Annotated in this window: 18 protein-coding genes; 6 read left to right on the top strand and 12 right to left on the bottom strand. The window is 70.3% G+C overall.

The genetic code is table 11. From position 1 onward, the window contains the following. Nucleotide 1: 1 nt before the first annotated feature. Both R0146_RS05295 and nifJ read right to left on the bottom strand, forming a co-directional pair. A complete protein-coding gene (locus R0146_RS05295; protein WP_317691817.1) occupies nt 2-1,000 on the bottom strand; it encodes a dihydroorotate dehydrogenase-like protein in 999 nt (332 codons plus the stop codon). After that, complete coding sequence (nifJ, locus tag R0146_RS05300) at nt 997-4,794, bottom strand: pyruvate:ferredoxin (flavodoxin) oxidoreductase (protein WP_317691818.1); 3,798 nt, start codon at nt 4,792-4,794, stop codon at nt 997-999. The genes R0146_RS05295 and nifJ overlap by 4 nt, the downstream gene beginning before the upstream one ends. A 150-nt stretch (nt 4,795-4,944) precedes the next feature. Between nifJ and R0146_RS05305 the strand changes: the two genes are divergently transcribed. The 5 genes from R0146_RS05305 to amrS all read left to right on the top strand — a co-directional run bounded on the left by R0146_RS05305 (nt 4,945) and on the right by amrS (nt 9,494). Beyond that, nucleotides 4,945-6,165: a DUF8462 domain-containing protein gene (locus R0146_RS05305; protein ID WP_317691819.1), complete on the top strand. Its 1,221-nt coding sequence runs from the start codon at nt 4,945-4,947 to the stop codon at nt 6,163-6,165. Nucleotides 6,166-6,267: 102 nt separating this feature from the next. Beyond that, nucleotides 6,268-6,696 carry a thioredoxin gene (gene trxA / locus R0146_RS05310; protein ID WP_317691820.1) on the top strand — a complete coding sequence of 143 codons (429 nt, stop codon included), beginning with the start codon at nt 6,268-6,270 and terminating at the stop codon, nt 6,694-6,696. A gap of 142 nt (nt 6,697-6,838) precedes the next feature. Then, nucleotides 6,839-7,660, top strand: coding sequence for an AmmeMemoRadiSam system protein B (amrB, locus tag R0146_RS05315; protein WP_317691821.1), 822 nt, complete (start codon nt 6,839-6,841; stop codon nt 7,658-7,660). Next, the gene (gene amrA / locus R0146_RS05320; RefSeq protein WP_317691822.1) at nt 7,657-8,319 is read left to right on the top strand and encodes an AmmeMemoRadiSam system protein A; all 663 of its coding nucleotides are present in this window, start codon (nt 7,657-7,659) and stop codon (nt 8,317-8,319) included. Before amrB ends, amrA begins: the two co-directional genes overlap by 4 nt. Next, nucleotides 8,316-9,494 carry an AmmeMemoRadiSam system radical SAM enzyme gene (gene amrS, locus R0146_RS05325; protein ID WP_317691823.1) on the top strand — a complete coding sequence of 393 codons (1,179 nt, stop codon included), beginning with the start codon at nt 8,316-8,318 and terminating at the stop codon, nt 9,492-9,494. The genes amrA and amrS overlap by 4 nt, the downstream gene beginning before the upstream one ends. A 25-nt stretch (nt 9,495-9,519) precedes the next feature. On the opposite strand, the gene R0146_RS05330 is transcribed toward amrS, so the two are convergent. The 10 genes from R0146_RS05330 to R0146_RS05375 form a co-directional block, all read right to left on the bottom strand. After that, nucleotides 9,520-10,263 (bottom strand): ABC transporter ATP-binding protein, encoded by a 744-nt coding sequence (locus tag R0146_RS05330; RefSeq protein WP_317691824.1) that lies wholly within the window; start codon nt 10,261-10,263, stop codon nt 9,520-9,522. Beyond that, nucleotides 10,260-11,171, bottom strand: a complete 912-nt coding sequence (locus tag R0146_RS05335) for an ABC transporter ATP-binding protein (protein WP_317691825.1) — start codon at nt 11,169-11,171, stop codon at nt 10,260-10,262. Before R0146_RS05335 ends, R0146_RS05330 begins: the two co-directional genes overlap by 4 nt. Further along, on the bottom strand, nt 11,168-12,970 hold the full coding sequence (locus R0146_RS05340; protein ID WP_317691826.1) for an ABC transporter permease: 1,803 nt from the start codon (nt 12,968-12,970) through the stop codon (nt 11,168-11,170). Before R0146_RS05340 ends, R0146_RS05335 begins: the two co-directional genes overlap by 4 nt. An 18-nt stretch (nt 12,971-12,988) precedes the next feature. Beyond that, the gene (locus R0146_RS05345; RefSeq protein WP_317691827.1) at nt 12,989-14,152 is read right to left on the bottom strand and encodes an ABC transporter substrate-binding protein; all 1,164 of its coding nucleotides are present in this window, start codon (nt 14,150-14,152) and stop codon (nt 12,989-12,991) included. Between the two features lie 107 nt (nt 14,153-14,259). Continuing rightward, on the bottom strand, nt 14,260-15,381 hold the full coding sequence (locus R0146_RS05350) for a uroporphyrinogen decarboxylase family protein (RefSeq protein ID WP_317691828.1): 1,122 nt from the start codon (nt 15,379-15,381) through the stop codon (nt 14,260-14,262). Between the two features lie 556 nt (nt 15,382-15,937). Continuing rightward, a complete protein-coding gene (locus tag R0146_RS05355; protein WP_317691829.1) occupies nt 15,938-16,546 on the bottom strand; it encodes an exonuclease domain-containing protein in 609 nt (202 codons plus the stop codon). A 140-nt stretch (nt 16,547-16,686) separates the two neighbouring features. Beyond that, nucleotides 16,687-18,375 (bottom strand): dihydroxy-acid dehydratase, encoded by a 1,689-nt coding sequence (gene ilvD, locus R0146_RS05360; protein ID WP_317691830.1) that lies wholly within the window; start codon nt 18,373-18,375, stop codon nt 16,687-16,689. Between the two features lie 145 nt (nt 18,376-18,520). Further along, entirely contained in the window at nt 18,521-19,099 is a 579-nt protein-coding gene (locus tag R0146_RS05365) for a GNAT family N-acetyltransferase (RefSeq protein WP_317691831.1), read from the bottom strand. A gap of 210 nt (nt 19,100-19,309) precedes the next feature. Next, complete coding sequence (locus R0146_RS05370) at nt 19,310-19,792, bottom strand: PTS sugar transporter subunit IIA (protein ID WP_317691832.1); 483 nt, start codon at nt 19,790-19,792, stop codon at nt 19,310-19,312. Then, nucleotides 19,789-20,046 (bottom strand): PTS sugar transporter subunit IIB, encoded by a 258-nt coding sequence (locus tag R0146_RS05375; protein WP_317692337.1) that lies wholly within the window; start codon nt 20,044-20,046, stop codon nt 19,789-19,791. Before R0146_RS05375 ends, R0146_RS05370 begins: the two co-directional genes overlap by 4 nt. A 218-nt stretch (nt 20,047-20,264) precedes the next feature. Between R0146_RS05375 and R0146_RS05380 the strand changes: the two genes are divergently transcribed. Next, nucleotides 20,265-20,993: a GntR family transcriptional regulator gene (locus tag R0146_RS05380; protein WP_317691833.1), complete on the top strand. Its 729-nt coding sequence runs from the start codon at nt 20,265-20,267 to the stop codon at nt 20,991-20,993. The last annotated feature ends 83 nt before the right edge of the window (nt 20,994-21,076 follow it).

Here is a 21,076-nt window from a genome sequence, read left to right on the forward strand (position 1 = left end):
CTCAGCGGCCGACGATCTCCCGGTACTGGCTGCGCTCGTACGCCGACGGGTCGGGCACCGACGCCGCCGACATCGAGCCGCGCAGCTGGTCCACCGACGCGTAGTCGTGCTCGGCCAGCCAGTCGCGCAGCCCGGACAGCATCCGGGTGATCGCCGCCGGACCGTCCTGGATCACCGCCGCCGTCGTACACGCCACGTCCGCCCCGACCAGCAGCGCCTTGACGACGTCCTCCCAGCCGTGCACCCCGCCGGTCGCGGCGAGGCCGGTGCCGGGCAGCTGGGCGCGGAGGATGCCGAGCCACCGCAGCGCGATCCGCAGGTCCGCCGACGCGGACAGCGCCAGCTGCGGTGCCACCGCCATCGCGTCCAGATCGATGTCGGGCGCGTAGAACCGGTTGAACACCACCAGGCCGTCTGCCCCGGACCGGCTGGCGGCACCGGCGAACTGGGCGAACGACGAGTAGAACGGCGACAGCTTCACCGCGAGCGGGACCTCCAACGAGGACCGTACGGACGAGATGACCTCGAGTTGGCGCGCCTCCACGTCGGCGGCGGACTCCGTCGGGTCGGCCGCGACAGTGTAGAGGTTGAGCTCCAGGGCGTCCGCCCCCGCCGCGGCCATCATCGTCGCGTAGCGCTCCCACGATCCGTGCCGGGTGGCGTTGAGCGAGCCGATCACCGGGATGTCCAGCGCCGCCTTCGCCCGCTCGAGCAGCCGCAGGTGCCGGTCCGCCCCGAGCTCGGGCAGCTCGATGGTCGGCAGCGGCCCGGCGGTGAACTCGGCGAAGTCGTCGCCGGCCTCCATCGCGTCCACCAGCCGCAGCTCCTCCGCCAGCACGTCCTCCTCGAACAGGCTGGGCAGCACGACGGCCGCGGCGCCGGCCTCCTGCAGTGCCAGCAGCGACTCGACGGAGCGGGTGTTCGGACCCGCGGAGGCGATCACCGGGCCGCTCAGTGGCAGGCCGAGATAGCTGGTGGCGAGGACGGGCTCGGTGGTCATCGGTCGTTCCCTTCATCGTGGATCGTCCGCAGGGGCGCGGCGCCGTCGGTCGCGGCGGGGTGGTCGGCAGGCGCGTCAGGGTCGTCATCGCCATCGACGACGACCGTACGCTCCATCCCGGCCAGTTGAGAGTAGTAGCGCCACCGCTCATCCGCATCGGCTTGGGCCAGAGTAGCGAGTTCCGCAGCCCGCTGCGGATCCGACCGCGTCAGCATGGAGAACCGCGTCTCGCCCCGCATGAAGTCGGTGACCGGCTTCGTCGGCGCCTTCGAATCCAGGCGCAGCGGGTGCCCGCCCTCGGTGGCGTCCGGGCGGAACCGGTAGAGCGGCCAGTAGGCGCTGGCCACCGCATCGGCCTGGTGGGTCATCGACGTCTCCATGTCGATGCCGTGGGCGATGCAGGTGCTGTACGCGATCAGCAGCGACGGCCCGTCCCAGGCCTGCGCCTCGAGCATCGCCCGGATCGTCTGCTGCTGGTTCGCGCCGATCGCGAGCTGGGCCACGTACACGTTGCCGTACGACTGCGCCAGCAGGCCGAGGTCCTTCTTCGGCCGGCCCTTGCCGGAGGCGGCGAACTTCGCCGCGGCCGCCCGCGGCGTCGCCTTCGACGCCTGCCCGCCGGTGTTGGAGTAGACCTCGGTGTCCAGCACCAGGATGTTGACGTTGCGGCCCGAGGCGAGCACGTGGTCCAGACCACCGGAGCCGATGTCGTACGCCCAGCCGTCGCCGCCGACGATCCACACCGTCTTCTCGACCAACTCGTCGGCCAGCGTCGCCAGCCGGCGGGCCACCGGATCCGCCGGGTGCCCGGCCAGCACCTCGCGCAGTTGCGCCACCCGGGCGCGCTGGGCGGCGATGCCCGTCTCGGTGGACTGGTCGGCGTCGAGCAGTCCATCGGTCAGCTCGTCGCCGAGCAGGTCGCGGCACAGCCCGACCAGCCGGCGGGCCTCGGCGTGCTGCTGCTCCCAGGCCAGCCGCATCCCCAGTCCGAACTCCGCGTTGTCCTCGAACAGCGAGTTCGACCAGGCCGGGCCCCGTCCGCGCGGATCCTGGGCGTACGGCACCGTCGGCATGTTCGCCCCGTAGATCGACGAACAGCCGGTGGCGTTGGCGATGATCATCCGGTCGCCGAAGAGCTGGGTGAGCGTACGGATGTACGGCGTCTCCCCGCAGCCGGCGCAGGCCAGCGAGAACTCGAACAGCGGCTGCAGCTGCGCCGCCCCCTTCACCTGGTCGTGGCGCACCAGGGAACGGTCGATCTCCGGGATGCCGAGGAAGAACTCGAAGTTGGCCCGCTCCACGTCGCGGTGCTCGCGGGCCGGCTCCAGGTTGATCGACTTGTGCTTGACCTCGGTCTTCGACCGGGCCGGGCAGACGTCGACGCAGATCCCGCAGCCGGTGCAGTCGTCCGGCGCGACCTGGACGATCAGCCGGTGGTCCTTCAGCGTACGGTCCTTGTACGGCTTGGACTGTAGTGTCTCCGGCGCACCCTCCAGTGCCGACTCGGGCATCACCTTGACCCGGATCGCGGCGTGCGGGCAGGTGATCGCGCACTTGCCGCAGTCGATGCAGATGCTCGGGTCCCAGATCGGGATCTCGGGGGCGATCGCCCGCTTCTCCCACTGCGAGGTGGCGGTCGGCCAAGTGCCGTCCACCGGCAGTGCGGAGACCGGCAGCTCGTCGCCACGGCCGTGCAGCATCGCCTGGGTGACCCGCTTGACGAAGTCAGGGGCCTGCGCGGGCACGGGCGTCTGGCGGTGCTCCGTGCCGGTCACCGCGCCGACCGGCAGCCGCGACAGGTGCTCGACCGCGGCGTCGATCGCCTGGTGGTTGCGCTCGATCACGGTGCGGCCCCGCTTGGCGTACGTCGTCGAGACAGAGGCCTTGATCGCGGCGATCGCCTCGGCCGGCTCCAGCACCCCGGAGAGGTAGAAGAAGCAGGTCTGCATCACCGTGTTGATCCGCCGGCCCATGCCGACGTCACGGGCGACCGTTTCGGCGTCGATGACGTACGGGTGCAGGTCGCGGTCGACGATGAGCTGCTGCACCTCGACCGGCAGCCGGTCCCAGGTGCCCTCGGGGCCGTACGGCGAGTTGAGCAGCACCGTCGCGCCCGGCCGGGCGATGTCGAGGGTGCGCATCGCGGCGAGCAGGCCGAACTGGTGGACGCCGACGAAGTCCGCCTCCTGCACCAGGTAGCTGGCATGGATCGGCGCGCGGCTGAACCGCAGGTGCGACACCGTGGTGGCGCCGGACTTGCGGGAGTCGTAGACGAAGTAGCCCTGGGCCCAGGTGCCGGGCCGCTCGCCGAGGATCTTGACGGTGTTCTTCGACGCGCCGACCGTGCCGTCGGAGCCCAGCCCGTAGAACACCGCGGCCCGGCCGGTGGCGGGCAGCTCGAAGGTCGGATCGAGAGTCAGCGACAGGCGGGTGACATCGTCGACGATGCCGACGGTGAACCGCCGCTTCGGGGTGGGGGCGGCCAGCTCGTCGAAGACGGCCTTGGCCATCCGCGGATCGAACTCCTTGCTGGACAGCCCGTAGCGGCCGCCGATCACCCGCGGGTGCGGACGATCCGCGGTGGTGTCGGTGGTGTCGGTGGTGTCGGTGGTGTCGGTGGTGTCGGTGGTGTCGGTGGTGCCGGTGGTGTTGGTGTCGGTGTCGGCGCCCGTGGAGCTCACGTCGCTTCCCGCCACCGGCAGGCCGTCGGCCAGCGCGGTGAGCACGTCGGCGAGCAGCGGCTCGGCCGGTGCACCCGGCTCCTTCGTACGATCCAGCACGGCGATGCCACGCACCGTCGGCGGCAACGCGGCGAGGAAGGCGTCCACCGGGAACGGCCGGTAGAGCCGGACGGTGACCACACCGACCTTCTCGCCGCGGGCGTTGAGCGCGGCCGCGGCCTCGGCGACGGTGCCGGCGGCCGACCCCATCACCACGACCACCCGGTCGGCGTCGGGGGCGCCGGTGTACTCGACCAGGTGATAGGCCCGGCCGGTCAGCGCGGCGAACTCGTCGAACACCTGCTGCACCGTCGCCGGCACCGCGTCGTGGAACGGGTTCGCCGCCTCGGCGGCCTGGAAGAAGGTGTCCGGATTCTCCGCCGTGCCGCGGACGGTCGGGTGGTCGGGGGAGAGGCCGCGGGCCCGGTGCGGCTCGACGTCCTCGTCGCGGACCAGCGACCGCACCGTGTCGTACGGCAGCAGGTCGATGGTGGAGATCTCGTGCGACGTACGGAACCCGTCGAAGAAGTGGACGAACGGCACCCGCGTGCGCAACGTCGCCGCATGCGCGACGGCTGCGAGGTCCTGGGCCTCCTGCACGCCGCCGCTGCACAGCATCGCCCAGCCGGTCTGGCGGACGGCCATCACGTCGGAATGGTCACCGAAGATGCTCAGCGCGTGCGTCGCGACCGCCCGGGCCGCGACATGGATCACCGCCGGGCTGAGCTCCCCGGCGATCTTGTACATGTTCGGGATCATCAGCAGCAGGCCCTGGGAGGCCGTGAACGTTGTGGCCAGCGACCCCTTGGTGAGAGCGCCGTGCAGCGCGCCGGCCGCGCCGCCTTCGGACTGCATCTCGATCACCTCCGGCACCTGGCCCCAGAGGTTCGTACGCCCCTGGGCCGACCACTGGTCAGCCAGCTCACCCATCCCGGAGGACGGGGTGATCGGGTAGATCGCGATGACCTCGCTGAGCGCGTGGGCGATCCGGGCGACCGCCTCATTGCCCTCCACGGTGGCGTGGACGACTGCTTCTTCGGTCTGATCCTCGGCCTCGTGCTCCTGAACCGCCATCGCTCCCGATCACCCATCTTCCTACGACGCTTTGTAGGACATTCTTCCACTCGTGCGGGCTCGACAGCGAGGGTGGTGGTGGGGTCTTAGGGATTTTAGGGTGGTTTATTCATGGTGGATAAAGGTGGGTAAAGCTTGTAAGGTGAGGACATGGATCCCGTACGGAACCCGTACACACCCAACGCCGGGGCGAAGCCGCAAGCCATCGTGGGACGCGACGACCAATTGGAATCGTTCGATCTGCTGCTCCGTCGACTGAAGCTGGGGCGCACTGAGCAGTCCATGATCATCACCGGCCTGCGGGGGGTCGGGAAGACCGTGCTCCTGGGGCAGTTCCGGTCCAAGGCGCTGACGGCGGACTGGGTGGTGGTGGAACTCGAGGTCAGCAAGCACGACGACGGTCGGTTCCGACTCGAGATCGCCTCGCGCCTGCGGACCGCGCTGCTGGAACTGTCCCCCAAAGCACGCTGGAACCAGCGTTTCGACCACGCTCTGTCAGTGTTGCGGTCCTTCACCGTGTCCATCGACCAGTCGGGGTCGCTGTCGCTGGGCCTGGGGCCGGGGCCCGTGGCGGAGGGTTTCGCCGACCACGGGGACCTCCTTCTGGACCTGACTGATCTGTTGGTGGCGGTCGGGGAGGCAGCGCAATCCGTCCGCCGCGGAGTGGTGCTGCTCTTCGACGAGATCCAGTTCCTCAACCGTGGGCAGATGGAGGCCCTCATCGCTGCGCTCCACAAGGTCGTCCAGCGCGAGCTTCCGGTGACCCTTGTGGGTGCCGGCCTGCCCCAGATCGCCGAGCTGGCGGGAGACGCCAAGTCCTACGCGGAACGTCTGTTCAAATTCCCGGAGATCGGTCGTCTGTCGGACCAGGATGCTCGGCGGGCCTTGGCAGAGCCGGCGGAGTCGGAGGGGGCTTGCTTCACCGAGCAGGCACTCGATCGGGCAGTTGAGCTGACCGGTGGTTATCCGTACTTCATCCAGGAACTCGGGTATGCGGTGTGGAGAGAGGCGCAGAGCGAGCAGATCTCGGCCGCAGACGTGGAACGTACGATCCCGGTCTACGAGTCCAAGCTTGATGCGTCGTTCTTCAGGGTGCGGTTGGACCGCGCGACGGAGCTCGAGCGTGCGTACCTGCGGGCGATGGCAAGTCTTGGTCCCGAGCCGCAGAAGGCGGCCGATGTCGCTGCGGTGCTCCGGCGACAGTCGACCCAGCTCGGTCCGACGCGAGCCAGTCTGATCAATATGGGCCTTCTGTACACCCCCGAACACGGCTACGCGGCGTTCACCGTTCCCCATTTCGATCAGTTCCTGCTGCGGGCGATGCCCGAACTCGTCGTTCCCGAGGCACGGCCGCGCAAGAAGCGGTCGTAAGAGTCCGGCGCGAGCTGCCCTGGCCGGATGCACAGGCGGCCATCGGCGGTCGGTCGCACCGTGGGGCTGGCGTGGCCCCTGTGGTCGGCGAGGATGGAGCGCATGAGCAGCAACGTGATCACCTGTCCGTCGTGCGGCACCCGCAACCGGGTGCCGGCCGCCGCCAAGGGCATCCCGCGGTGTTCTCAGTGCCATCAGCCGCTGCCCTGGATCGCCACCGCCGATGACGAGACCCTGCAGCGGGTGATCGAGTCCTCGACGGTGCCGGTCATCCTCGATCTGTGGGCGCCCTGGTGCGGCCCCTGCCGGATGGTCTCGCCGGCGCTCGAGACCCTGGCCCGGGAGCGGGCCGGCGAATTGAAGCTGGTCAAGGTCAACGTCGACAACGCGCCGCGCACCCAGGCTCGGTACGGCGTGCAGTCGATCCCGACGCTGATGATCTTCCGCAAGGGCAAGCAGGTAGCGCGGCAGACCGGCGCCATGCCGCTGAACCGGCTGCGCAGCTGGGTGGACCGGGCATTGAAGGGCTGAGCCCGGCGTGGCGGAGCGGCGTGACTCCCGCCGTGCGCAGATCAGGGGCCCCAATCTGTGGGGCCGAAGTGCCCGACCGTACGACCCTCCCGACGGCCGGTCGCTCGGTAGACTGACCGCACAGCCGTCCGTGGAGGACCTCATGGAGACCGTCCGCCCGCCGGCAGTGGCCGGCACCTTCTACCCCGGCGACCGGGACGCCCTCGCGACGATGATCGCCCGGTTGCTCTCCGACGCCCGCGCCGAGCTCGGACCGGATGACCTGGGCCAGGTGCCGAAGGCGCTGATCTCCCCGCACGCCGGATACGTCTACTCCGGCCCGACGGCCGCCCGGGGGTACGTACGCCTCGAACCCGCCCGCGACGTCGTACGCCGCGTCGTGCTGCTCGGCCCCGTCCACCATGTGCCGATCCGCGGCCTTGCACTGCCCGGCGCCAGCACGCTGCGGACCCCACTCGGCGACGTGCCTGTCGAGGTGCCGGAGGCGCTCGGCCGGTTCCGCCAGGTCGGGACCGACGCCGAGGCGCATCGCTGGGAGCATTCGCTGGAGGTCCAGTTGCCGTTCCTGCAGACGGTGCTGGAGGAGTTCACGGTGGTGCCACTGGTCGTCGGACAGGTCACCCCGACCGCGGCCGGCCAGGTGATCGAGGCGCTGTGGGGCGGACCGGAGACGGTCGTGGTCGTCAGCTCGGACCTGTCGCACTACCTGCGCTACGCTGCCGCGAACGGGGTGGACGTCGCCACCGTCGAGCGGATCCTGGCGCTCGAGGGACCGCTGGAGTCGCGCCAGGCCTGCGGCGCCTCGCCGGCGAACGGGCTGTTGGAGTTCGCCCGGCGGCGTGGGATGCACCCGGTGCTGTACGACCGGCGGACCTCCGGTGACACCGCCGGCGACAAGGATCGGGTCGTGGGGTACGCGGCGATCGGCTTCCAGGAGGCTCAGCCCGGGACCGAGGCCGCATGACCAGCGGATCCGACGAGCAGGCGGGCCGGTCCGCGGACGACGCCGTGTCCGGGGGACGGCTGCCGGCCGACGCCGGCCGGGTGCTGTTGCCGTGGGCCCGCGGCGCCATCGCCGGGCACCTGCGTCTCGAGGCAGGGGTCGAGGACGGTTTCGAGGCCGAGTCCCCCACGCCGGGGAGCCGGGTCCGGCTGCTCGACGAACACCCGGCCTGGCTCGGTGCCCCCGGCGCCGCGTTCGTGACGCTGCGGATCGGCGGGGATCTCCGCGGCTGCATCGGCACCCTCGAGGCCTTCCGCCCGTTGGGCGAGGACGTCCGGATCAACGCGATCAACGCGGCCTTCCGCGACCCCCGGTTCGACCCGCTGTCGGCCCGGGAGTTCGACCTGATCTGCATCGAGGTCTCGGTGCTGTCCACCCCCACACCCGTCGGCGACGTACGGTCCGCGGCGGAGGCGGTCGCCCTGCTGCGCCCCGGCGTCGACGGGGTGATCCTCCGCTCCGGACCGCATCGCGCGACGTTCCTGCCCCAGGTGTGGGGGCACCTGCCGTCACCGTACGACTTCCTCGCCCGGCTGCGGCAGAAGGCCGGCCTGGGGCCGGACTGGGACGAGCCGGCCCGGATCCTCCGCTACACCGTCCAGGCCTGGGAGGAGGAGTGACCCAGCACCTGCCCGGCCAGCCCTTCCCTGCTCGTTGGTGGCATGTCGGCGCCGACGACCGCCTGGTCTGCGACGTCTGCCCGAAGGCCTGCGCGCTGGCCGACGGGGAGGCGGGATCCTGCGCGGTGCGGGTGCGTGAGGGCGACCGGATGGTCCTCACCACCTACGGGCGCGGGGCCGGGTTCTGCGTCGACGCGATCGAACGGCGGCCGCTCTACCACTTCCTTCCCGGGACACCGGTGATGTGCCTGGGCACCGCCGGCTGCAACCTGTCCTGCCGCAGCTGCCGGGTGTGGCGCCCGGAGACCGTCGCCCAGGTCTCCGGGCTGCTCGAGGACGCCTCGCCCCGGGCAGCGGCCGGGCTGGCGACCGAATGGCGGTGCAGCAGCATCGCCTTCACCTACAACGACCCCGTCGTGTACGCGGAGTACGCCATCGCCGTGGCCCGGGCCGCCCACGTGGCCGGCCTGCGGACGATCGCGGTGACCGCCGGATTCCTGTCGCCGGTCGTACGTCGCGACTTCTTCGGCGTGATGGATGCCGCGGTGATCGAACTGAAGGTCTTCGACGAGGAGGCGCATCAGCGCTACGCCGGCGGCAGCCTGCTCACCGTCCTGGACACCCTGAGCCATGTCGCGCACCGCCACGACACCTGGTTGGAGATCAGCACCGTGCTGCTGCCGGGCCTGAACGACGATCCCCTGCAGCTCCGGGCGATGTGCACCTGGATCCGTGCCGAACTGGGCCGGGACGTGCCGCTGCACTTCTCGGCGCCGGTGGCACTGCGGCGGCCGGGGGCATCATCGGCGGGTCCCTCAGGAGGGGCGTCCGGCTCGGCGGGCCTGCCCGATCCGGCGGGCTCCGCCGGCTCACCTTCGGGTCCCTCGGGAGTCCGCCCGGCCTCTCCAGGCTGGGTCGACGTGGCGCGGGCGCGGGAGATCGCGATGGACGCCGGACTGCGCTACGTCTACACCGACGACCTCGCCGTTCCCGGCGGGCGGACCACTCGATGCCCGTCCTGCGGTGCCGTGCTGATCGAGCGCGGCCTGACCATCCAGCGCTATCGGCTCACCTCCGAGGGCCGCTGTCCGGAGTGTCGTACGGCGGTGCCCGGGCACTTCGGTGATCGTGCTGGTGAAGCCCGGGGACAACGGATCCCGGTGCGGGTGCCCTGAGAGGTGGGCCGCCGGCCGGGGGCCGTCACGTTCGTACGGCCTTCCCGAGGTAGGCCTTCTGCACTTGCGGGTTGTCGAGCAGTTCGGTCGCCGCCCCGTGGAGCACGATCTGCCCGGTCGCCAGTACATAGCCGCGGGAGGCGATGGAGAGCGCGAGTTCCGCCTGTTGCTCGACGAACAGCACCGCCACGCCGAGATCCCGGTTGATCCGTACGATCTCGTCGAGCACCTGGTCGACGAGCTTCGGGGACAGCCCCATCGTGGGCTCATCCATGCAGACGAGCTTCGGGCGGCTCATCAGGGCCCGGGCGAAGGCGAGCATCTGCTGCTCCCCGCCCGACAGCGTGCCGGCCGCCTGGCGTCGCCGCTCGGCCAGGCGCGGGAAGTGATCACGCATCCGCTCGAGGTCCTCGGCGACACCGGCCTTGTCCCGTCGGGTGTAGGCGCCGGCGAGGAGGTTCTCGTCGACGGTCATCTGCGGGAACACCCGTCGTGCCTCGGGGACCGAGGCGATGCCCGTCCTGACCCGGTGGCTCGTCGAGGTGTGGGTGATGTCCTCACCCTCGAAGTGGACGGTTCCGGACCTCACTGTGACCAGCCCGAGGATCGTCTTCATCGTGGTCGACTTGCCGCTGGCGTTGCCTCCGAGCAGGGAGACGATCTCCCCCTGCCGCACCCGCAGCGAGTTGCCACGCAGGGCGTGGAACGGGCCGTAATAGACGTTCACGTCGGTGAGTGCCAGCAGGTCACTCACGCCGGATCCGCTCATGCGAGTACCTCTCTTCCGAGTCCGCGACGGCGCCCGAGGTAGGCCTCCACCACCGCCGGATCGTGGCGCACCGCCTCGGGTGGCCCCTGGGCGATGATCCGGCCGCCGTCCATCACGATGATCCGGTCGGAGACCGCCATCACCAGGTCGAGCTTGTGCTCCACCAGGAGGATGGCCTGCCCCTCTGCCTTGAGGTCGAGCAGCTGTTCGAGCACCTCGGCGGTCTCGGACGGATTCATCCCCGCGGTCGGCTCGTCGAGGACGAGCAGCTTGGGCTTCAGTGCCAGCGCCCGGGCGATCTCGGTCCGACGCCGGTTGGCGTAGCTGAGCGAATAGGCCGGGTCGTCGCGGCGCGACCCCAGCCGGTCCTCGAAGCGGCGGATCTCGGTGTCGACGGTGGCCTCGATCTGCCGGCGCTCCCGTCGCGAGGCCGGGGTGCCGATGATCGCGATGAACAGCTCGCCGAGCAGGGCGATCCAGCGCAGCAGGAACAGGTGCGACAGCCCACGGAACGGCCGGTGCGCCTGCAGCGTCGAGTGGATCCCCACCTCGACGTTGTCCGCCACTGAGAGGGTGGCGAAGACCCGACCGTTCTGGAACGTACGGGCGACGCCGTGCTCGGCGATCCGCGCGGGCTCGGCCTGGTCGATGGGGACGCCGTCGAGGGCGATCCGCCCGCCGTGCGGAGGGATGGTGCCGGTCACCAGGTTGAGTGTCGTGGTCTTGCCCGAGCCGTTCGGGCCGATGATGGACACCACCTCCCGCGGTGCCACCGTGAACGAGATCCCGTCCACCGCCGTGAGGCCGTCGAACTGGCGCCTGAGATGGTCGACCTCGAGCAACACATCGTTCCTTTGTGGTGCATCGCTTCTCTGTGGTGCATCGTGTTCCAGCAGCGTGTCGCTCATGAATTCCTCACCAGGATTCCGCCCGGACGGAACCTCACCACGAGGATCAGCACCAGGCCGTAGACGATGATCCGCAGCTCGGGGGTGAACCGCAGCAGTTCCATCGCGCCGATCAGGACAATGGCCCCCACGACCGCCCCGTACGGCAGGCTGACCCCGCCCATGATGACGATCGTGACCACCAGCAGCGACATCAGCATCGTGAAGATCGTCGGGTCGATGTAGGTGTACTGGTGGGCCAGCAGCGAGCCCCCGACACCGGCGAAGAACGCCGAGACGGCGAAGGCGAGGGCCTTGTAGTCCCGTACGCGGACGCCGGAGGCCAGGGCCGCGACGTCGTCAGCGCCCACCGAGGAGATCACCTTGCCCAGGTGGGACCGGCGGATCCGCCACATCACCAGCAGGGTGAGGACGAGCACCGCGAAGTCGATCAGGTAGTAGGCGCGTGGCGTCGCGAGCGGTGTGCCGCCCCACGAGGGCATCGGGATGCCGTAGATGCCCTGTGGCACCGCCAACCGGATGACGGCCACGATGACCGTCCCGACGCCGAGGGTGGCGATCGAGATGTAATGCCCTTTCACGCCCCAGACGGGTGAGGCCAGGATCGACGAGATGATCGCCGCGACGAGCCCGGCGAGGGGGACGGCGACCCAGAACGAGACCGGCGTGTGCAACGTCAGCAGGGCCGACGCGTAGGCACCGATGGCGATCGGGCCGGCCTGGCCGAGTGCCATCACCCCGGCCTGCCCCGCGGTGACCGTGAAACCGGCGGCGATGATCGCGTAGATGAGCACCTGGGTGCCGGTGGTGAGCACATAGTCCCCGGCCACGAGCGGGATGACGAGGCCGCCGACGACGAGCGCGGCCGGCCACACCCAGCGGGGCAGCTGCAGTGGGCGGCCCTTGCCGAGGAAGGTGCCGGTGAGCGGTTCGGTGGAGATCAACGGCACCTTGCCGAGCAGGCCGCCCGGCCTGACGATGAGCACGACGATCAGGATGGCGAAGGTGATGATCTCGCGGGCCGAGTCACCGAAGAAGTGGATCCCGAAGGCCTCCAGGATGCCCAGGGCGAAGCCACCGACGACCGCCCCGAGCAGCGATCCCAGCCCGCCGAGGGTGGCGGCGACGAACGCGGTCATGCCGGTGTTGAGGCCCGAGGTCGGGTTGGCGACGCCGACGTACAGGGCGATGAAGACACCGGCCAGGCCGCCGAGCGCGGAGGCGATGACGAAAGCCACGTGCTGGACCAGTCCCACCGGGATGCCCATCTGGAGCGCGGCCTCCTGGTCCTGGGCGGTGGCGCGGATCGCCTGACCGACCTTCCCGTACTTGAGGAAGGCACTGATGGCGACCATGACGACGGCGGTGACGGCCAGCATCACGAGGTCTGACGTGCCGAACCGCATGGTCCCGAGGTGCAGGTTGGAGGTGGGCAGCACCTGGGGAAAGACCCGGAACTGGGCGGTGAAGGCGATCTGCGAGGCGTTGTCGAGGATCTGCGAAACCGCGTACGTGGACAGCATGGCCGCCAGCGGCAGGAACTGGGCCAGCGGCCGCACCACGATGAGGTTGATCAGCAGCCCCAGCCCCGCGCAGATGACGATCACGAGGGGCAGAGCGATGCCGAAGGACAGGCCCAGCTGTGCCACGAAGAACCAGGCGAGCATGGCACCCAGTCCGAAGAAGGAGAACTGGGCGAAGTTGATGACGTTCATGACGCCGAAGACGAGAGAGATGCCGACCGCTCCGAGGGCATACACGTTTCCTCGGAGCAGGCCGGCGATCAGGGTGTCGACCATGATGAGCAGACGGACCTTTCAGGCCTTCTTGTACTCGACCCACTTGCCATCCTTAAGGATGGTCGGGGTGAGCTTGGGATCCTGCACGCGCCGGGTGGCCGGGTCGAAGCTGACCGCGCCGTAGACGACGCTCGGGACGTCCTTGACCTCACGGAAGCCCTTGAGGATGCCTTCCCGGGTGGTGCCACCCTGCTTGGCTGCGGCCACGGCGACGTGCAGCGCGTCGTACGCGGTGGCCTCGAAAAGCGTGACGTGCTGCTCGGCGGGGTACTTCTGCTTGAAGGCATCGACGAACGCCTTCACCGCCGGATCGGTGCTGGTCTCCACGAACTGTGCAGCGATGATCGAGCCGGCGGCGTCGGGCGTGCCGTCGAACGACTTCTCGTCCTGGCCCCCGTAGAAGGTGCCCTGGTAGCCGATCGCACGCAGCTGGGTCACCAGCTTGGCGGCGTCCGGGCCGTAGCCGATGTGGACGAAGGCCTCGGGCTTGCCGGCCACCGCCTTGGTCAGCGACGGGCGGTAGTCGTCGGATGTGTCCAGCACACCTTCGGCATCGGTGATGGTCAGGCCGACCTTCTCGGCCTCGGCCTTGAAGGCCTGGAAGGCCGGGATGCCCCAGTCGGCGGTGTTGAGATAGCTGACACCGACGGACGTGACGCCCTGGCTCTTGATGTAGTCGGCGGTCCACCGGTAGTTCGCGGTCGTGGTGATCGCTGTCGACCACTGATACTCCGAGCCCTTCTCGGTGAAGGCCGGGTTGGAGTTGTTGAATCCGTACTGCACGAGTTTGCCGGAGGTGTAGATCGGCGAGGCGGGGATCGAAGCCGCGGAGGAGTAGTCACCGAATGCCAGGATCACGTCCTTGTCGGAGACGAACTTCTGGGCGACAGTCACCGACTGCTTGGGATCGGACTGGGAGTCCTCGTACTTGAGGGCCACCGGACGACCGTTGATGCCGCCCTCGGCGTTCACCTGTTCGACGGCCAGGTCGAACGCCTGCTTGAACTGCTGTCCGTACTGCGCGTATTGGCCGGTGGTCGCCGAGGAGACGCCGAAGTAGACAGGGGCGGTGCCGGAGCCGCCGCCGGCGGAGGCCGACGAGGAGCAGGCCGCTGTGGCCAGGGTGGCCGCGGTGAGGACGAGGGCGGCGACTCGCCGCCCGATGGTCGTGGGGAACGTCATGGTGGGGTCCTTGGTGGTGTCGGGGTGGGGTGATGTCAGTGCGGCCAGGTGTGTCGCAGGATCGGCGGTGTGAGTGGGACCGGGGTCGGTCGTTGGCTCTCGCCGGGTCAGACAACCTCGCGCAGTCGTTTCAGGGCGTCGGCGGCGGCCGGGGTGGGGACGGTGCAGCTCGGCGCGAGCAGGAAGGGGCGGTCGGGCGCCGCGGCGAGCGTCGCCCCCAGCTGGGCGGCGACCGCCGTGGGGTCGGCGTCGACACCGAACAGGTCCTTGTTCGCCCCACCGACGACCGTCACGCCGACCGGGGTGTCGAGCGGCGGATTGCCCGGCTGGAACTGGTCCCAGTGCAGGGCATCGATGCGGAGGTCGGTGAACCGCTCCGGGTGCGAGTCGGGCCCGCAGGTGTGGAGGACCACGAGGCTGTCCCCGACGGCGTCGAGCACCTGCTGGTCGTACGGCCGGGAGAACTCCTCGAACGCCCGCTCCTCGATGAGGCCGTTGTTCGCCGTGCCGGTGACGGCGTAGAAGATGCCGTCGAGCCCGGAGCCTCCCGCGGTGATCGGTGAGGTCAGGTGTCTGGCGTAGTCGCTGAGGGTCTGGGCGATCGCCGCCAGGGCCTGGTGGGTCGCGGCGGGGTCGCTCGTCAGCAGCTCGTCGGCCGAGAACTCGACGGTGGCGCCGGGGACGACGTCGCCCGGGTAGAGCGGCAGGCCGGCCAGCTGCAGCAGCACCGACAACGGCGAGAAGACCGTCTGGAGCAGTGCCCGGTCGGGGAGCTGCTCGCGGATGAGGGTCGCCGAGGTGAGGTGCTCGGCCAGGACCGGGTTGGTCGTCGGATCGAGCGGACGGATCGTCGCCAGGTCGGCGACACCGGTGATCGCCGGTGCGACGAGCCGGGGGATCACGCCCACGTAGTGCGCGGGGTCGTAGATCGCGCCCCAGGCCTCCGCGTAGTAGACGGCGCGGGGGTTGATCTTCACCCAGTCCCAGTCCCAGGTCCGATTGAACTCGACGGTCGCGGTGGCGAAGCGTACGGGGTCGTACTCCTCGCCGACGAAGTGCTGCCAGGCACTGGTGAGGAAGCGTCGCGGTGGGTCGTCGTGCAGGGCCTCGTCGCCGTGTTGTGGGGCCGAGTCACCGCGCAGGAGAGCGGTGAAGGCGGATCGTCGGTCCGCGGGGGGCTGACCGGGGCGTGCGGGGGTGCCGGGGGCGGCGGTGGTCTGCACTGCCATGTGAATCTCCTGAATCATTGGCGAGAACAACTGTAGAAAAAGTAGGAATTGATGATCTCGGGCGGCCTGAAGGCTTTGGTGAGAGCGCCGTCAGCGTGATACGCGGGCGATGGCTGGTTCGGTGCTGGGCCTGTGGGCGGTTTGTGTGTCCTTCGGCTCAGGGCCGAGGTGAGTCCCTGGCCGACGGGCGACGGTCATCTGTGGCCCTGTGGCCTTGCGGCCCTGGGGTGTGCCGGCTCTCGCTGACATGTCACGAGCAGGGGACGGCGCGACCGGGGCCGGCGGGAATGCGGTCCAGCGCTCGGAGAGCCCGAGCCGGGCGCACCCCGCTGGTGGGCTCAGGGTGACGGGTCAGCCCGCGCTCGGCATGCGGTGTCGGCGGCGACAACAGCTGCGGGTCATGATGACGGGCACCGTCAGATGGCTCAGGCCACCGATGGATCGGCTCATGTCAGACCCCTTCCTGCGCCCGGGACGCCGGGCGGCTCGCGTGATGCACTGCTGGGAGCACCGCGCGAAGAACATAACATCGGCTTAGGGGATCGTTCAAATCAGCTTAACTTCGTGCACCTGTACACCGGCCCGGGGACGTCACCGGCGGTGTGGGGCCGCCGGGCCACAGCTGAGCCATATCGTCGCGGCCGACGCGACGAGCGAGTTCGATCACGATCATCGCTGCGGTGACCGCGTCGTCCTCGGCGTCGTGGTGGTGGAACGCCGGCAGGGCCAGGGCCATGGCGACAGTGTCCAGCTTGTAGTTCGGCAGCGGCCGGTGCAGGTGGGGGAAGGCTCGGCGGGCCAGGTCGAGGGTGCAGACGAACGGCGCGGTCCCCGTCGCGATCCCGCTCTCGGCGTTGGCTGCAGCCCAGACGGACCGGTCGAACGGTGCATTGTGGGCCACTGCGACGCGCCCGTCGGTCATCGCCTCCAGCCGACGGGCCGTCTCCGTCCAGGTGAGCCCGCGGGCGGCGCAGTCGGCGGCCGTGATGCCGTGGATCGCGATGTTGCGGCGCTCGAACCGGCAGGCGCTCGCCGGCGGCCGGATCAGCCACCCCTGCTGGGCCGTGACGAGGCCGCCTTCCACCACGGCCAGGCCTACCGCGCAGGCGGAGGCGCGCGAGGAATTCGCCGTCTCGAAGTCGATCGCCACGAAATCGAGGCCCATGGTCTTCCCCTCCGGGCGGCCGCATCACCGGCGACGGACATCGTCGCCCTGGGGCCGCGCTCCGGAGGGACATTAGGAGGGGGTTATGACATTCCGCCGGAACCGGGGCCGGACATCCGGTGTGATTCTGGGCTCACCGTTCAGCCGGTCACCGCCCCGTCCGAGGCCGAGTGCACCAGGCGGGTGTACTTCGCCAGCACCCCGCGGGTGTAGCGGTGCGGCAGCGGCCGCCAGCCCGCGCGCCGTACGGCGAGCTCGTCGGGGGCGACCAGCAGGTCGAGCGTACGAGCGGCCAGATCCACCCGGATCGGGTCGCCGTCGCGGACGAAGGCGATCGGGCCACCGTCCACCGCCTCCGGCGCCAGGTGGCCGATGCACAGCCCGGTCGTCCCGCCGGAGAACCGGCCGTCGGTGAGCAGCAGCACGTCCCGACCCAGCCCGGCGCCCTTGATCGCGCCGGTGATGGCGAGCATCTCCCGCATCCCCGGCCCGCCCTTCGGCCCTTCGTAGCGGATCACCACCACGTCGCCCGCCCGCAGCAGGCCCTGGTCGAGGGCGTCCATCGCCTGCTGCTCGCGGTCGAACACCCGTGCCGGCCCCTCGAACACCTCGGCCTCGAACCCGGCCGACTTCACCACCGCACCGTCCGGCGCCAGCGTCCCGTGCAGCACGGTGATCCCGCCGGTCGGGTGCAGCGGCCGGTCCATCGGCCGGATCACCGTGCCGTCGAGCGGGCGCGGCGCGATCCGCTCCAGGTCCTCGGCGAGCGTACGGCCGGTGACGGTGAGGGCATCGCCGTGCAGCAGACCGGCGTCGAGGAGCGCGGCCAGCACCACCGGGATGCCGCCGTGCAGGTCCAGGTCGGCCATCACGTAGCGGCCGAAGGGCTTCATGTCGGCCAGGTGCGGCACCCGGTCGCCGATCCGGTTGAAGTCGGCCAGCTCCAGGTCCACGTCCGCCTCGTGCGCGATGGCGAGCAGGTGCAGCACCGCGTTGGTCGACCCGCCCAGCGCCATCAGCAGGGTGATCGCGTTCTCGAAGGCGTCGCGGGTGAGGATGTCGCGGGCCGTGATGCCCTGCCGCAACAGATCCACCACGGCCTCGCCGGAGCGATGGGCGTACGTGTCGCGGCGCCGGTCGGCCGCCGGGGGTGCCGCCGACCCGGGCAGGCTCATCCCGAGCGCTTCGGCCATCGAGGCCATCGTGTTCGCGGTGTACATGCCGCCGCAGGCACCCTCGCCCGGGCAGATGGCACGTTCGATCGTGTCGAGGTCCTCACGGCTGAGCAGCCCGGCCCGGCAGGCACCGGCCGCCTCGAAGCCGTCGATCAACGTCACCTCCCGTACGGTGCCGTCACTCAGCAGCGCCGTCCCGGGGGCGATCGACCCGGCGTAGAGAAGGACGGCGGCCAGGTCGAGCCGGGCGGCGGCCATCAGCATGCCGGGCAGCGACTTGTCGCAGCCGGCCAGCAGGACCGCGCCGTCCAGCCGCTCGGCGGCCATCACCGTCTCCACCGAGTCGGCGATCACCTCGCGCGACACCAGCGAGAAGTGCATGCCCTCGTGGCCCATCGAGATGCCGTCGGAGACCGAGATGGTGCCGAACTCCAGTGGATAGCCGCCGCCGGCGTGCACCCCCTCCTTGGCGGCGCGGGCCAGCCGATCGAGCGAGAGGTTGCAGGGGGTGATCTCGTTCCAGGAGCTGGCGACGCCGATCTGCGGTTTGTCCCAGTCCTGGTCGCCCATCCCGACGGCGCGGAGCATGCCGCGGCTGGCGGTGGCGTGCAGGCCGTCGGTGACAGCGCGGCTGCGGGGCTTGATGTCCGGCATGGTCGTCCTCGATCCGTGCGCATGTGACTCTGATCACAGTACGCCCGGGTGGGGTGGGACGAAGGGGGATGGGGATGGTCGTGGATCGGGGCGATCGGGCATCCAGGCCCGCGCCGCTCGGGGCAGCCGGACCACGCCGACGTGCTCAGCCCAGCGTCCGCCGCATCACCACGCGCGGGAAGCCGCCGGAGACCGAGTCGGTGTCCGCCGCCCAGTGGAACCCCTCGGCCTCGAACAGCCCCCGGGTGCCCACGTACGCCATGGTCAGGTCGACCTTCTCGCCGCGGTTGTCCACCGGATAGCCCTCGACCGCGGGGGCGCTGTGGGAGGCGGCGTACGCCACGGCGCCGGCGAGCAGAGCATGGGAGATGCCCTGCCGCCGATGGCCGGACCGGACCCGGATGCACCAGATCGACCAGACCGGCAGGTCGTCGACGTGGGGGATCTTGCGCGAGTGCTCGAACGGCAGCTCGGCGCGCGGCGCCACCGCCGCCCAGCCGACCACCTCGTCCGCGTCGTACGCCAGCACCCCCGGCGCCACCGGACGGGTCGTCAGCCGATGCGCGTACGCACCCCGATCCGGCCCGACGAGGGAACGGTTCGTCTTCGCGTCGAGCCGGTGGCTGAGACACCAGCAGACGGATGAGGCGGGGTTCTTGGGGCCGAGCATCGTGGCGAGGTCGGCGAACCGGTCCTCGGTCGCCGGGTGGATCTCGATGGTCACCGATCGCCCTCCTGTCGGGCTGTGCTCAGCGCGAGCGGCTCGGGTGGGTCGGCCAAGGCGAGTGGCCGGGAGTGAGTGGCCGGGAGTGAGCGGCCCGGCGGACGGCCCCGGCGGGAGCGGCGCGGGACAGGCGCCGCTCCCACCGGGCCGTCAGGGCGCGGGCCATCGGGCCGCGGGCCGTCAGGACGCGGGCCATCGGGCCGCGCGCCGTCAGGACGATGCGCGCCGGCCCCGCCGTGCGGTGCCCTCGGGGGCGTCGAAGAGCGGCTCGCCGGTCGTCACGTGCTGGCCGAGCAGGTCCGAGGCGATGCTGCCGGGGGCGGTGTCGAGCACGCAGACCAGCACCACCGGGGACAGCCCGCGGGCCTCGACGTCAGTCGGATCCCAGCGGATCATCTCCTGGCCGGCGACCACCTCGCCCTTGACCGGGCCGACGATCTCGAAGCCTGCGCCGTCCAGCTTCACGGTGTCGATGCCGAGGTGGACCAGCAGCCCGAGGCCGTCGGGGGTGGCGATGGCGTACGCGTGCGGGTGGACTTTGGCGATCTTGCCGGAGACCGGCGCGACGGCGATGCCGGGCGTACGATCCGGGTCGATCAGCACGCCCGAGCCGACCATCTCGGCGGCGAAGACCGGGTCGGGCGCTTCGCTCAGCGGTCCGACGGTGCCGGGGACAGGGGCGACGACCTTCACATCAGGTCCTGCATGTCCTCGGCGATCGTGTCGGCCTCGGGGCCGACCACGACCTGGACGATCCGGCCCTGCTTGACCACTCCCATGGCGCCGGCGGCGCGCAGGGCGGCCTCGTTGACCAGCGAGGGGTCGTTGACCTCCGTGCGGAGTCGGGTGATGCACGCTTCCATCTCAGCGATGTTGTCGGCGCCGCCGAGGCCGGCGAGGAGCGCTTCAGCCTTGCTCATGGCTGTCCCTTTCTGTGTCCCGGTCAGCCCTGACCGGGTGTGGTCGTGTCCGCCGCCGAACCGCAGTCGGCGAGCGTCTCCATTGTCACCTGACGAGTGTGTCTCGCGCCGCTTGACAGGAGTGCCGTCGCGGATGAAGACTTCGTGGTACGTACCGGACTGTACCAGACCGAACCGGTGCGGGCCAGAGGTCCATCAGGGACTCCCCGGAGCGTCCCGGACCTCGTGCGATCGAGGAGGATCACGTGAGCCAGACCAAGGTGCTGAAACTGGGCGCCGTGCCGAAGTACGCCCAGTTGGAGACCCAGCTCCTGGCTTATGTGGCCGACCTCGAACCGGGTGAGCCGATCGAGTCGGAGCGCTCGCTGATGGAGACGTACGGCGTCAGCCGCGCCACGGTGCGCCGGGCAATCGCCGACCTGGTCAACGACGGGGTGCTGGTCCGGCGGGCCGGCCAGGGCACCTTCGTCGCCGAGCCCAAGGTGCAGACCAACCTGCACCTCGCCTCCTTCACCCAGGACATGACCCAGCGCGGGCGGGTGCCGTCCACTGCGGTGCTGTCCATGCAGCTGGCCACCCCGGACGAGGACGTCGCCCAATACTTCGGCTCCTCCGCCCCGGCCTGGCACCTCGAACGCGTCCGGAGCGCCGACGACGAGCCGATGGCGTACGAGGAGCAGTGGATCAACCCCCGGTACGCGCCCGACCTGGGCACCAAGGACCTGCGCGGCTCGGTCTACGCCACCCTCGCCGAGGACTACGACTGCCCGGTCGACGCGGCCGAACAGACGATGTGGGGGATCAACGCCGACGACCGCCTCGCCGAACTGCTCGACGTGGAGGTCGGCCAGGCTCTGCTGGTCTTCGACCGGGTCTCCAGCAGCCGCGGCCGCCCGATCGAATCAGTGCGTTCCTGGTACCGCGCCGACCGCTACCGGGTGCACATGAGCCTCGACACCTCGATGGAGGCCTGAGCACCCCACTCCTCGACCGCCTCCCCTGAACAGCCACCGACCCCCAGGACCACCCCCGAACGACGTACGGCCCCCGCGACGTA

It is taken from the genome of Raineyella sp. LH-20 (assembly GCF_033110965.1).
In the GTDB taxonomy this organism is placed as follows: domain Bacteria; phylum Actinomycetota; class Actinomycetes; order Propionibacteriales; family Propionibacteriaceae; genus Raineyella.